This window comes from Amycolatopsis sp. FBCC-B4732 (assembly GCF_023008405.1).
GTDB lineage: Bacteria > Actinomycetota > Actinomycetes > Mycobacteriales > Pseudonocardiaceae > Amycolatopsis > Amycolatopsis pretoriensis_A.
The window spans coordinates 1,871,130-1,883,723 of record NZ_CP095376.1 but is presented as its reverse complement, the minus strand read 5'-3'; the positions used below and the strand labels follow the sequence as shown (position 1 = coordinate 1,883,723).

Genomic DNA, 12,594 nt, shown 5'->3' with positions numbered 1-12,594 from the left:
ACGGGTCACGTGCAGGCGGCCAAGTGCATCGCCTCGAGGTATCCCCACCGCCCGGAACTCGGCGCGTAGCCGAGGATCCAGGCCGTCGGGGCGTGCGAGCCGCAGTGGGCCGTCGTGATGCGGAACTCGTCGCCGTCGCGGACGTTGCCGATCACGAACGACTGCGGGGCGCTGCGCAGCGAACCCGCGCTGGTGGCGTGGATCGTGGCCACCGAGTCACCGTCGTGCGCGGGCTGGAACGGGATGGCCACGACGGCGTCGTGGCTGTCCAGGCCGTGCAGCTCCGGAATGCGAGCGCCGTGGGTGTCCTTCGCGTACCCCGGATCCACGCAGCTCGCGGGTGTGAACCCCCAGTGGATGGCCGCGTCGGACCGGGCGTAGTCCAGCACCAGCGCGTAGTCGTTGACGGTGTAGCGCACTCCCAGGTGGTACGGCGTTCCGTCGGCGGTGGTGCGGTCCTTGACCCAGTGGCGGTCCGGCACGCCGGCCTTCGGGTAGTTCTCGTAGATGGTGCAGGACGCCTGGGTCAGCGTCGCCGAGGTCGTGTAGTGCGTGTCGTCGGCGGCCTGCGCCGGCGACTCCGTGACGGCCAGGGCGGCGGCGAGCGCGGTGGCGAGGGCGGTCGCGCGCATCAGTCCTGGGGTCCCGTGCAGACGTAGTCGTGGTCGACGTACCCGTCGATGCGGCCGTGCTGCTGCGCGGCCGGCCCGTCGAGCACCGCCGGGGCGTAGCCCTTGATCCAGCCGCCGGGCGTGGTCGGCTCGAGCCGGTGGAAGGTCTGGCTGTGGAAGATCGTGCCGACGATCTCCCCGACCGGCTGGGCGCGGACGTAGGTGTCCTGGGCGTGGCAGACGTAGAGGACGTCTTCACTGGCCTGGGCGGCCGGCGTGGTGCACAGCGCGGTGGCCAGGCCGGTGGCCGCCAGCGCCGCGACGAACGTGGTCCTGCGGTTCATGGGAAGGCTCCTTCGGTCAGCCGAGGCAGGCGCGGGTGGTGAAGTACCACTGGTCGACGTGGAAGACGACGACCCCGCGTGGCCCTTCGAACGGGGTCTTGATGCGGCGGTTCATCGTGCCGCCGCGGGCGACGGAGTCGGTCTGCTCGCCGTAGAACTTGTCGTTGGCCTGGTCGTAGTTCGCGTAGTAGTGCGCCAGGTCGCAGTGCACGGTCACCGGTTCGGTGATCGCCTCGCCCGACGCGGCCGGTGCGGCGGCCGCGAGCCCCAGCGCCGACAGGGCGACGGCGACACCGCCGAGAACACTCCTTGATGTCATCTTCACGATCCCTTCGCGTTATTTTGGATGACATCTCGACGGTAAGTCGCGTCATCGCAAATAGCAAGTGGTGACTTCTCCAGCTACATTGATCACGTGATGCAGCAGGACACGGCGCCACGGCGGGCGTACTACGGCCTGGCCGAGATCGCGGACGCGCTCGGCCTCAGCCGCCAGCTCGTGACCGTGTGGCGCCGCCGCCGCAGCCACGACATCCCGGAACCGACCGCCGAGCTCTCCTCCGGCCCGATCTGGGAGGGCGCGGCCGTCGAGCCGTGGATCGACCGGATGCGCGCCCGGCGCGGCGAAGGAGAGGCTGCGCCCCTCTCCCCCGAACTGGCCGCCCGCCTCGCCCGGCGCGCTCTGCGCCTGCTCGCGCTGCTGCTGGAGGAGCACCCGCGCCCGCACCTGCTCGCCCAGGCCGTCGCCGCGGTGCGGGAGCTCGAGCCAGCCGTCGAAGCCACCCCGGCCGACGACGACGGCCGCCACGCCCGCACCGTGCTGGCCGCGCTGGCGGGCGAGAGCGCCCCGGCGGCCGTCCGGGCCCGGCTCGTCGGCGTCCTGCCCGCACTCGCGCAGCTGGCCAGGACGGCGAATCCCGAACACACGGCCGAAACCCACCCGAACGGATAACCTTCCCGCTGTGTCCGCATCGCCGCACCCCATGGTCACCGGCTACCGGCTCGGTCCCGAACTCGGCCGAGGCGGCACCGGGGTCGTGTACGCGGCCACGCGGGAGTCCGACGGCCTCGACGTCGCCCTGAAGGTGCTGCACCCGGAGCTGACAGCGGTGCCCGGACACGGCGAACGTCTGCGCGCGGAGGCCGGACGCGCGAGCACGATCGACCACCCGGGCGTGGTGCGCATCCTCGACGTCGACCCGGACGCCGGCGCGTGGCTGGCCATGGAGCGCATCGACGGCCCCGACCTGCAGCGCCGGCTCGACGAAGGCCCGCTCGACCCCGCGACGGCCGTCGCGGTGGTGCGGCAAGTGGCCGACGCGGTCGCGGCGCTGCACGCGGCCGGGATCGTGCACCGCGACCTCAAGCCCGCGAACGTCCTGCTCACCGAGACAGCCGACGGGCTGCGCGCCCGCGTCACCGACTTCGGCCTCGCCGCCCCGGTCGCCACGGTGGACGCCACCCTCGGCACCGGCTCGCTCGGGCAGGCGGACTGGCTGCACAGCCTCGACCGGACCGCCGACGAACCGGCCGAGCTGGCCGGCACCGTCACCTACATGGCCCCCGAGCAGTGGCGCGGCGAACGCGCAACGCCCCGCACCGACGTCTACGCCCTCGGCGGCTTGCTGTACGCGGCCTTGACCGGGCAGCGGCCCTACCCGCAGCGGACGCTGACCGAGCTGGCCATGGCCGTCGCGGTGGAGCCACCACCGGCACCGAGCCGCACCGGAGCCCCGCCCCGGTTCGACGCCGTCGTCCGCCACGCCATGGCCAAGGACCCGGCGCGCCGCTTCCCCGACGTCCCGGCATTCGCCGCCGCCTTGACCACCGGCCGCGGACCCGCCCCGGCCCGCCGCTGGTGGCTCGCGGCGGCGGTGATCGTGGTCGTGGCCCTGGCCGCGACGGGCGGCTACCTGGTGCTTCGGCCCACCCCGGCGGCGCACGCCACGGTGAGCCGGTCCGAATGCGCGGAGTCGGCGACGTTGCGCGACCGGCCGGGCGGCGACGGCCACGACATCGGCCACCTCACCCGCGGCGACGTCGTCACGCTGGACCACCACGAGGACGCGGGCCCCTGGTCGTACGTCCACACTGCCGACGGCCGGACCGGCTGGGCCCTGAACCAGTACCTCCGTACGAGCTGCTGAGCGTCCGGTTCCCCACCGAGCAACCGCGATCGGCAGGGTGATCAGCTCCCCGCTGTCCGGTTGCCAGGTTTGGCTATTTCCTAGGCAGCGTAAGTCGAACGGCCCTCCGGGCACCATCTGCACGTGCAGCACGATCTTCCTCGTCGAACGCCACCTCGACTCTCCCCTGGCCGCTCACCGCCTGGGTACAGCGCGCAGTCGATCACCCGTCACACGTGTACCCCATCCCCGCGACAGGAGGTCCGGCCCAGGTCGGTACCGGACCGATCGATGACGTGCTCATTCACCCGACCGCAGCTTGATTCATTCCACCGGCGCATTTGTTCAACTGCACTGCGTATCACGATCAAGAAGAACAGACGACCGCCCTGGACCGATCAGGCAGTCTGACAGGAAACGCCAAAAGGTCAGCAATTCCTGCCCTACAGTGTTGCTCGCCAGCAAATTTCTGCCCGAGGGAGGGAACAATCATGCTGAGACAGCTTTGCCTCATCGCCGTTGCCATGTCCGCGATCGGCGTTGCGACCGCCGGCGGAGACATCGCTCCGTCCGCTCACGCATCGACCGCACAAGCCCGATGCTCGACCGTGTGGCAGTACCGCGTGACAAACCCCGGAAACATGACGGACGCCGAGTCCGGCGGAAACTACGTGGGCGATGCGTACGTCGGCGACCTGATCAACGTTCGCATCCAAGGAAACCCGCGCTACTACGGATTCAACACCGGCAGCTCCAAATGGGGCTGGGTGCTGTCGAGCAACCTCAGTTACACCGGCAACACCTGGTGCGGCTGAGATCGATCAAACGCAACCCCTGAAGAGAAGTAACCTACACGAACCAGGCAGAGCTTTGAAACGGCAAATCGCCACCAACGTGTCTCGCCGTGCGCATCAAGGGATACTTGCGGTGTCATGATTTCACGGCAGTCACGGGGGCCGGGCACGGGTAGCTGCCACACTGCCGACGGCAGCTACCCGGGCGGCATCCCGGCGACCGATGGGGCAACGTGGTTCGAACAGCCGTCCCCGCAGGCCATGCTGTCGATCCATCCGCGACCGGCTCTGCGCCACCTACTGAGGTACACCTAGCTGGAACTGCGCGACGGTTTGCCGCGGCGTTTGCGATGATCAAGACGGGCGCGCCATCAGCTTGTTCATGCCCAGGTCCGAACCGCCTGGTCGAGGAACGTCCGCAGTTCCCGGTCGAAGGCCAGGATCGCGCTCGACGCGGTGTCGTAGTCGGCATCGCCTGCGAGACTGGACGCGTGCGGGGCGCCCAGGGTGTTCGGGAGACGCAATGCGTGGCACGTGTCGGTGATGGTGGTGGCCAGGTCGCGGCAGAGCGCCGGTTCGGGGTAGAGCAGCCAGCCGAACAGGCGGCGGGACAGGGACAGGATGCGATCCGCGGTCGGGCCGTAGCGCGCAACCATCGCGCGCGTTATGGGGGCGGGGATCTCCTCCAGGATGTAGTGCAGCGCCCGAACGTCGTCGGTCACCGTGTCGCCGGTGCGGTCGAACAGGGCCGGGACGTCGATGTCGAGCGCATCGGCGTGCAGGCGGGCGGTCGCGGCGAAACGGGTGTCGACACCGCGCGCTCTGGCTATCCCGGCGAACGCGGCGGAGCGGGTGTAGCCCCACAGGTCGCGCTGGGCGGCCCGGGTCCATCGATCGGTCGCCAGCCGCTCGTCCCACCACCCCACCAACTCGTCGCGACAGCGCCAGACGTCCGAGAGGTCCGCGGCGGCGGCCGAGGGCTGGCGCACCAGGTCGGCCGTTCGTTGAGCGAGGTCGTCCGGAAGACCCGAGGTGCGGCACCCGGTCGCGATCCCATCGGCGTCGCGGGCGCGGTCGTCGACGGGCGCCAGCTTCTCCGACACCGCCGCGAGCCGCACGCCCACCCAGTGCGCCGCCGCGACCCCAGGGCCGTGCGTGCGGGCCAGCCGGTTCCGCACCGCGTGTCCGTCACGGATTCGGCCGAGCAGGACACCGACGCGCGGATCAGGGTCCGGCGCCGACTGGGGCAGGTCGACACCGAGGAAGTCGGCGTGGTCGGCGGACTCCCACAGCAGGGCATCCACTTGGCGGTCGCGGTCCTCGCCGGCGGGGAGGGCTTCCAGCCGGGCGCTGAGCACGTGCGCGAACCCGAGCCGCAGGGCTCGCCGGGCGCGGGCGTCATCGGGCGGCGCCAGGGCGGTGACCGGTCCGAGGTCCAGCCCGACGGCGGCAGCGATCCGGCGCCCGGACAGGACGCGGCTCCCGCGGACCGCGACGCCGACGATTCCCGCCGCGTCGTCGTCCCACACCGGAGAGCCGAGAAGGTCCGGCCGCGCTGGCGCCTGGATGTCGATCGCGATCGTGTTCTCGTCCTGGTGCGCCAGCAGCACCGCATTGACGGGGACGCCGTCCGGTGCGCCGAGGCCGATCGCGACCAGCCCGGCTCGGTGGCCCCAGCAGTTGCCCGGGTCGACCAGCCACACCCGCAGCAGTCGCTGCGTCGGCGCGCTCGTCAGCCTCAGCACTGCGATGTCGAGCCCGTCGGGCCGCCACCGTTCGACCACAGCCGTGTGCGTGCGGCCCGGAGCCAGCAGCGGGAAGTCCACGGTGATCGACCCGCCTGGCGTCGCGTCGGCTCCGAGCACCCGGCTCACGACCTCGATGTCGGTGACCAGTGTGCGCCGGTCGACCACCATCGCCACGCCGGCGGGCTCGTCTGCCCGCGACAACACCCGCGCGACGCACATCGCGAAGTGGTCCGATTGCCGGGGCCGTGCCAAGCCTTCGTGGTGCACGTGCAGCGAGCCGATCGTGCCCGCCTGCACCACCGTGCCTGACACCGGACCGCGGATGACGTTCGCCGTGCCGGAGCGCAGGCCGAGGATCCTCGCGATCTCCTCGTGCTCACCGTCGGCTGGGTCGTGGTTCACACCGCCAGTATCCCGACGCCAGTGACGCTCCCACTGCGGCGAACGAGTGGCGTAGGCCCGCGACTTCACCCCAACCTCGATCGCCGGATGGCGGACAAGCCGGCTATCGCTCCTATTTCTTGTGCCGGTGAGCGGCGTGATCAGGCGGTAGCAGCCACCCGGCGGGCTCGCGGCGGTAACGGTCGATCACCGCGTCGACCTCTGCGCTCATAGCCGCCGCCTCTTCGGGAGTCGGAGATAGCCGTGCGTCGAGGAAAACGGCGTTGTCGTGCCACTGGTCCAGCCATTGCGGGACTTCGCTGGCGAACTGCGACTCGGCCTGGTGACAGCGCTCGATCACCGACCGCGAGAACATGCCCAGCGGGGCGGCGAGGTCCGGGTCGTTGACGAAGTCGGCGGCTCGCATGCGCGTCGGCTTCCGGACGGACCGCACCGTCGCCGTCCACCCCGGCCTGTTCTTCCTCGTCGACGGCCTGCTCGGCACCGGACATATCTGTGCGTTCGGATCCGACGGCATCGCGTTCGCCAGTGCCTTACAGTCCCCCATCGTCACCGTCGACATCGAGTTCCCCGCCGAGCCCGATCCTGCCGGCCTCGAGCACTGGAGCAGCACCGTCCTTCCCGAACACTGCGTCCGAGTGCCAGGTCAGGCTGGATAGCGAGCGCGGGCCGTCAGGAAAACGGCGAACGGCCGACGGAATTTCCGATGACGCCGGGTGGCGGCGGGGGGTCATCGACGACGTTGACGTAGCGGTACGCCTGGTAGTTGCCGTTCGCGTGGCTGTCGAGGGTGGAGTCGTTGATGTTGGCCGTGGCGCGCTTCACCGGGGTCGCGCCGAACGAGTAGTACTCGAAGTTCCCCTTGTCGTCGAGCCACTTGTGGAAGAGCAGGACGTGTTCGGTGGTCGAATTCAGGATGTCCCCGGCCTGGAGCTCGGAGCGGTCGATCTTCTCTCCGTAGTAGGGCAGGGTGTACGTGCTCGCGCTCCAGCTGAGGTGGAAGGCCATCGAGACGTACCCGGAGCAGTCGCGGCGGTAGACGCGTCCGTCACCCGGCCCGGGTGAGAAACCGTTGTCACCGGGGGCGAAGTTGTCCGGGTCGTAGTACGGCCCTGGCTTGTGGTCGACCCAGTACTGCGCCCGGGCGATGATCTCCGACCGGGTGATCTTGGGTTCGTTCTCCGGGTCGCACTTGTTGCCGTCCGCCTTCTGGCACGAGAGGCCGGTGCGGTCGACCTGGTTCACCGGGTCGTTCGCGGCGTAGGCGTACCGGTTGAGGCCGATGGTGTCTTCGCCGTCGATGGTGGGGTCGGGCGAGATGAACCGGCCGAGCTGCGGGTCGTAGTAGCGGGCGTTGAGGTACACCAGCCCGGTCGAGTCCTGGCGTTCGGCGATGAAGCCGCGCGACTCGAAGGGCAGCGACCCACCGGCCGACAGGACCTCGCCGAAGGGCCGGTACTTCTTGCGGTGGACCTCCACCCCCGCGGCGTCGGTCTCGGCCTGCACCGAGCCCTGGATGTCGGTGTGCACCCAGTACTTCGTCCCGCCGTCGACCCGGGCCACCGGCGTGCCCTCGATCGAGATGTACTTGGTGGTCGTGCCGGCGGTGACGTTCACCTCGTAGTCGACGCCGAGGTAGCGGCGGGTGACGCCGCCCTCGACCTGCTGGAGCCGGGTGTCGTCGGCGTCGTAGGTGAACGTCGACGTGACACCGCCCTTGACGACCGAAGCGAGCAGCCCGTTGCCGTTCCAGGTGAGGGTGCGGCCGGCGCCGGAGGTCATGTTGCCCGCCGCGTCGTAGGTGTAGGTGTTCGCCCCGGCGGTGCTCACCGCGTGCGGGTGCGCCGGGTCGTAGGCGTAGGCACCGGTCCGGGAGTTCGCGGCGATGTTGCCGGCCGCGTCGTAGGTGAGGGACTGGTTGTTCGCCGGGCCGGCGTCGTCGGTCGCGCTGGTGAGCCGGCCGCCGTCGTCGTAGGTGTAGGTCCAGCTCTCGTCGGGGAACGGGCTGGTGACCTTCGTGATGTTGCCGCTCGGATCGCGGGTGAACTTGTTGTCCTGCACGACGTTCGCGCCCGACTTCGTCTCGATGCCGGTGAGCCAGCCGCGTTCCGCGTCGTGCGGGCGGGTGGTCGTGGTGCCGTTGGCGTTGGCGATCCGGGTCACCTTGCCGTCGGCGTTGTAGGTCGCCGAGGTGACGTAGCCGGGGATCGCCGTGAGCCGGCCCGCGCTGTCGTAGCGCAACGGTGCCGCCGCGGTGCCCTGCGTGTCCCCGTCGGGGTAGGTGGTCCACAGCTTGCGGTCACCCGCGTCGAAGCCGTACCGGAACTCGTAGCTCGCGGCGCCCACGGTCCGCACGGTCTTGACGGTGTGGCCGAGGGCGTCGTAGTCGAACGTCCGGGTGCCGGCGGCGTCCGTGTTCGCGGTGACCTTGCCGACGTTGGCGTAGCCGGCGCGGACCTCGTCGTAGGTCCAGGACACCGTCGTTGCGGACGCGGTTCCCGCGTTGGTCGTCTTGGCGGTCTTGCGGCCCAGCTTGTCGTTGGTGAACGTCGTGCGCTGGTTGTTCGCGTCGGTCTGCGCGACCGCGCGGCCGGCGTCGTCCCACTCGTAGGTGGTGACGCCCTTGTCCGGGTCCGCCACCTTCGTCTGCCGCCCGAACGAGTCGGTGGTGTAGGTGATGACGGCCCCGGACGGGTCGGTGGACTTCGCGAGGTTTCCCCGCAGGTCGTAGTCGTACCGCGCGGTCACGGGCTTGCCGCCGACCGGCTCCTGGCGCTCGGCGCGCTTGCCGTAGGCGTCCAGGCGGTCGGTCGTGGCGTGCCCGTTCTCGTCGGTGCTGGTGGTCGACCACGGGCCGTAGCTCTTGGTCTGGACCGCGCCACCCGGCAGCGTGGTCTTGACCACCCGGTCGAGCCCGTCGTAGGCGGTGAGCGTCGGGTACGTCACCGGCTGCGCGGTGCCCGCCACCCAGTAGTACGGCGCGGTCCTCGACGCGACCTGGCCGCGGGCGTTGTACGCCGTGTCGACGTAGATGTCACCGGTCGCCGCGTCCGGGCCCTTGTTCGCGGTGCGGTACGGGCGCTGCAGACCGTCCACGTAGCGGCGGCTCCACTGCGGGGCGCTCGTCCCGTCCGCGGCCGGCTTCTCGATCTGCTCGTACTGCTTGGCCGGATCGCCGACGTCCACCCACTTGTGGCGTTCGAACTTGCCGCCGGGCTGGGTGGTTTCGGCCGCCCGGCACAGCGGGTCGTAGGTGACCGTGGTCGCCTGCCGGTTGAGGTCGTTCACCCGGGTCGGTGTGCCGCAGACGGGATCCCACGTCGCGTCGACCGTCTGGGACAGCGCGTTGGTCTCCGAGGTCTGGAAACTGTGGTACGCCGGGTCGTAGCCGAGTGTGGTGCGTCCGCCGAGCGCGTCGATCTCAGCGGTGAGGTTGCCCCACGCGTCGTACTCCTTGCCCGTCCCGACGAACGCGTCCCGCGTCGAAAGCCACTGGGCCGACGACGTCGCGTAACCGGCCGCGGGAGCCTGGTCCCACGCCGCGCCGTCGTACCCGGTGCGGGTCTCGCTGAGCTTCGTCCCGCCGGCGCCGACCCCGGTGACTACCTTCACCGCGGCCGGCTTGTTCACGATGTAGGCGGCCGTGTTGGGCACGAACGTGGTCACCGTCGTGCGTTCGTCACCCGCCTGCTCGTTGTCGCCGTTCTCGATCTGGGTCACCACTTCGCCGTAGGCGTTGTACGCCCGGCTCGTGTAGCTGCGCTTGCAGTCCGCTCCGGGGCACACCGCGCTTTTGCCGGTGTACGCGGTCTCCATCGTGCCGGTCGGCAGCGCCGTCCTCGGCACGGTCGTGCCGTTGGTGACGTAGTCGGTGACCGTCGAGCTCAGCAGCGCGCCGTCGCCGCCGTGGTTCTCGACGCGTTCCGCCTGGCCGATCGCGGCGAGGTCCTGGCGGAACGTCGTGTCGACGTACGGGCACTGCGTCTCGCCCGCGTTGCACGGCTTGGTCTCCCGCTGCGTGCGGAACCCGAGGAACGTGCGCTCCGGGTGGTGGTACGCCCCGCCGGAGTAGCTGTAGTTCGTGGTCGCGGCGCCACCCGGGCCGGCGTTGTCGGTCACGGCGGACACCGTCTGGGTCAGCGGCGGGTTGTTCGTGTTCGCCCACGCCGACGACGGCTGGTAGCTCACCGACGTCTTGTCGCCCCACTCGTTGGTGCGGGAGGTCAGCACGTCGGTCGCCGCGCCGCCCATGTTCCAGATGTGGCGCCCCTTGTTGAGGCCGAAGTTGGTGTTGTAGAGCTCCACCATTTCCGTGCGCATGTCGCCGTTGACGTCCATTTCGAGGAAGTCGCTGGTGCAGGTGCCCTTGCTGCAGGAGTAGGTACCCATCGTCGGGTCGCTCGCGCCGGGCGTGAAGCCGGAGCCGGTGGACAACCAGATGTCGCGTTTCGTCGACGCCCCCAGGAATCCCGGGGAGAGGGCGACCATGTCCATCCGGTGGTCGCCGTTGACGTCCATCACGAGCTGCTTGGACGTCTCGGCGTAGGCCATGCTCGTGTCGGTGGCGCCCAGTTTGTAGCTGTAGCCGGTGGAGAGCCACGTCCGGCGGGTGTACGTGCCGAACAGCGGGTAGAGCTCGACCATGTCGACTTTGTCGTCGTCGTTGACGTCCATCATCAGGAACCGGCTGCCGGCGCCTTCCGCGTTCGGCGCGCTCCAGGAGATGCCGGAGTCGCTCGCCCCGGAGACGAAGCCGGTTCCGGTGGACAGCCAGATGTGCCGGTTGCCGGCGCCGAAGAGCGCGGGCGACAGTTCGACGAAGTCGGTCTTGCCGTCGCCGTTGACGTCGGCGGCCTCGAACTGCCGATTCGCGTCGTAGGCGATACCGGCGTCGTTGGAGGCGAGGGTGAAGGTGGTGCCGTCCGAAAGCCACGTCGCGCGGCAGTAGTTCACCGGGAAGATGCCGCAGGAATACAGTTCCAGGACGTCGGTCTTGCCGTCGCCGTTGACGTCCATCGGGAGGAAGCGCGCGTTCGCGTCGTTGCGGCCCTGGGCCGCGCCGGTCGAACCCGCCGTGAAGCCGGTGCCGGTGGACACCCACAGCTGCCGCGCCATACCGAGGCCGGAGGGGGAGAACTCCAGCAGGTCGGACTTCCCGTCGCCGGTGAAGTCACCCGGCAGGTAGCGCGCGTTCTCGTTGAGCGACGTCGCGCCTTCCGCCGACGCGAGCGTGAAGTCGGTGCCGTCGGACAGCCACGTCTTGCGTTGGTAGGTCCCGAAGTTCGGCCACAGCTCCAGCATGTCGGTCTTGCCGTCGCCGTTGATGTCCATCGGGAAGTCTTTGGCGGCGTTGTTGTTGCCGGTGAACGCCTGGTTGTTGCTGCCGGAGACGAACGCGGGCGCGCCGGCCTGGTAGGTCGCCGTCACGGGTGGCATCGCGGTGCCGCCGGTGACGGTGCCCGCGGCGTCCAGGACGGCGTCGGTGCCGAACTGCTGCACGGCCGACAGGAGTGACCGTCCCGTCGCGTCACTGGTGGCGTAGGTCAGCTTGTACGCGCGGACCCGGCTGCCGCCGACGCTCACGTCGATGGTCTTGATGCGGCCCTGGACGGTCCGGATGCCGCCGTTGCCCATCGCCCGCAGATCGGTGTCGGTGCGCTGCTCGTAGGTGAACTTGACCGTCGTCCCGTTGTAGGTGACCGAATCGAGGTACTCCCAGCAGCACGCGAACTGGTTGGCCGCCCAGTTGTAGGTGACCGTGTTGCCCTTCGGGTCGACGACCTGGCTCAGGCCCCACCGGTAGACGAGATCGGTCCCGGCCGACAGCACGGGCGCGTAGACGCGCTTGACGCCGTCCTTCGCGGTCAAGGTCCACCGGCTGGCGGCTCCGGTGCCGGTCAGCGCGAACTTCCGGAAGGACTCGTTCTTGGTCGCGTGCGTGCCACCCGAGGTGCAGCTCGGGCTCACGCTGCCGGCGACGCAGGGCACGAGCTCCTCGCCGTCCGCGAGGTAGACGTCCGAGGCGTCGTAGCGGGGGGCGCCCTTGCCGGCGCCGGCCCGTTCGATCTCGCTGAGGCCGCTCAGCGTCCAGCCGACCCCGGCCAGCCCGTTGAGGGCGGACGAATCGTAGGCCAGCGAGAACTGCGGGGTGATGTCGTGGAAGGCCGGGACCCGGAGCGCGATCGAATCGGTGAACGTCCCGTTCCCGTCGACCTGCCACGACTTGTCGGGCACCTGCGGCTCCGGCGTCTTGGCGACGTCGGCGAGCGAGGTGCGCTCCTTCTCCTTGGCCGATGGGCCATCGGCGGGCGCGGTCACCGCCCCCGCGGTGCCCACGCTGCCGGCCAGCAACAGGACGACGACCAGAATTCCGCGCAGCGCGCGGCCGACTACTGCGGACTCCATGGGCCTGACCCCTCGGCACTCTCGGAGTGGACGGGCACACCGTCCAGGGCGACTGTGCCGTCCGGCTTGATCCGTCGGCTTGATCGGACCGATGCTACATCGCAGTCCGTGCACTTGAAAGGGTCTGTGTCACAGTGGAGTTACAGATCGCTACATCGCCCGTG

10 protein-coding genes are annotated in these 12,594 nt (G+C 69.9%); 4 read left to right on the top strand and 6 right to left on the bottom strand.

What is annotated here, in order from left to right; all coding sequences use genetic code 11:
- Positions 1 to 5: 5 nt before the first annotated feature.
- The 3 genes from MUY14_RS07950 to MUY14_RS07940 are packed head-to-tail and all read right to left on the bottom strand — an operon-like array spanning position 6 to position 1,274.
- Complete coding sequence (locus tag MUY14_RS07950) at positions 6 to 632, bottom strand: hypothetical protein (protein ID WP_247022117.1); 627 nt, start codon at positions 630 to 632, stop codon at positions 6 to 8.
- Positions 632 to 955 carry a hypothetical protein gene (locus MUY14_RS07945; protein WP_247022116.1) on the bottom strand — a complete coding sequence of 108 codons (324 nt, stop codon included), beginning with the start codon at positions 953 to 955 and terminating at the stop codon, positions 632 to 634. Before MUY14_RS07945 ends, MUY14_RS07950 begins: the two co-directional genes overlap by 1 nt.
- 16 nt (positions 956 to 971) lie before the next feature.
- A complete protein-coding gene (locus tag MUY14_RS07940; RefSeq protein WP_247022115.1) occupies positions 972 to 1,274 on the bottom strand; it encodes a hypothetical protein in 303 nt (100 codons plus the stop codon).
- A gap of 96 nt (positions 1,275 to 1,370) precedes the next feature.
- On the opposite strand from MUY14_RS07940, the gene MUY14_RS07935 reads away from it, so the two are divergent.
- The 3 genes from MUY14_RS07935 to MUY14_RS07925 all read left to right on the top strand — a co-directional run bounded on the left by MUY14_RS07935 (position 1,371) and on the right by MUY14_RS07925 (position 3,896).
- Positions 1,371 to 1,907 carry an AlpA family transcriptional regulator gene (locus MUY14_RS07935; RefSeq protein WP_247022114.1) on the top strand — a complete coding sequence of 179 codons (537 nt, stop codon included), beginning with the start codon at positions 1,371 to 1,373 and terminating at the stop codon, positions 1,905 to 1,907.
- 10 nt (positions 1,908 to 1,917) lie between these two features.
- Positions 1,918 to 3,102 (top strand): serine/threonine protein kinase, encoded by a 1,185-nt coding sequence (locus tag MUY14_RS07930; protein ID WP_247022113.1) that lies wholly within the window; start codon positions 1,918 to 1,920, stop codon positions 3,100 to 3,102.
- A gap of 470 nt (positions 3,103 to 3,572) precedes the next feature.
- On the top strand, positions 3,573 to 3,896 hold the full coding sequence (locus MUY14_RS07925; RefSeq protein ID WP_247022112.1) for a hypothetical protein: 324 nt from the start codon (positions 3,573 to 3,575) through the stop codon (positions 3,894 to 3,896).
- Positions 3,897 to 4,255: 359 nt separating this feature from the next.
- Here MUY14_RS07925 and MUY14_RS07920 read toward each other — a convergent pair whose 3' ends face one another.
- Both MUY14_RS07920 and MUY14_RS07915 read right to left on the bottom strand, forming a co-directional pair.
- Positions 4,256 to 6,025 carry a hypothetical protein gene (locus MUY14_RS07920; protein ID WP_247022111.1) on the bottom strand — a complete coding sequence of 590 codons (1,770 nt, stop codon included), beginning with the start codon at positions 6,023 to 6,025 and terminating at the stop codon, positions 4,256 to 4,258.
- Between the two features lie 112 nt (positions 6,026 to 6,137).
- Positions 6,138 to 6,431, bottom strand: a complete 294-nt coding sequence (locus tag MUY14_RS07915; protein ID WP_247022110.1) for a hypothetical protein — start codon at positions 6,429 to 6,431, stop codon at positions 6,138 to 6,140.
- Here MUY14_RS07915 and MUY14_RS07910 point away from each other — a divergent pair.
- Positions 6,430 to 6,684: a hypothetical protein gene (locus MUY14_RS07910; RefSeq protein ID WP_247022109.1), complete on the top strand. Its 255-nt coding sequence runs from the start codon at positions 6,430 to 6,432 to the stop codon at positions 6,682 to 6,684. The genes MUY14_RS07915 and MUY14_RS07910 overlap by 2 nt on opposite strands.
- A 13-nt stretch (positions 6,685 to 6,697) precedes the next feature.
- Here the strand turns inward: MUY14_RS07910 and MUY14_RS07905 are convergent, their stop codons facing one another.
- The gene (locus MUY14_RS07905; protein WP_247022108.1) at positions 6,698 to 12,430 is read right to left on the bottom strand and encodes an RHS repeat-associated core domain-containing protein; all 5,733 of its coding nucleotides are present in this window, start codon (positions 12,428 to 12,430) and stop codon (positions 6,698 to 6,700) included.
- Positions 12,431 to 12,594: the final 164 nt, after the last annotated feature.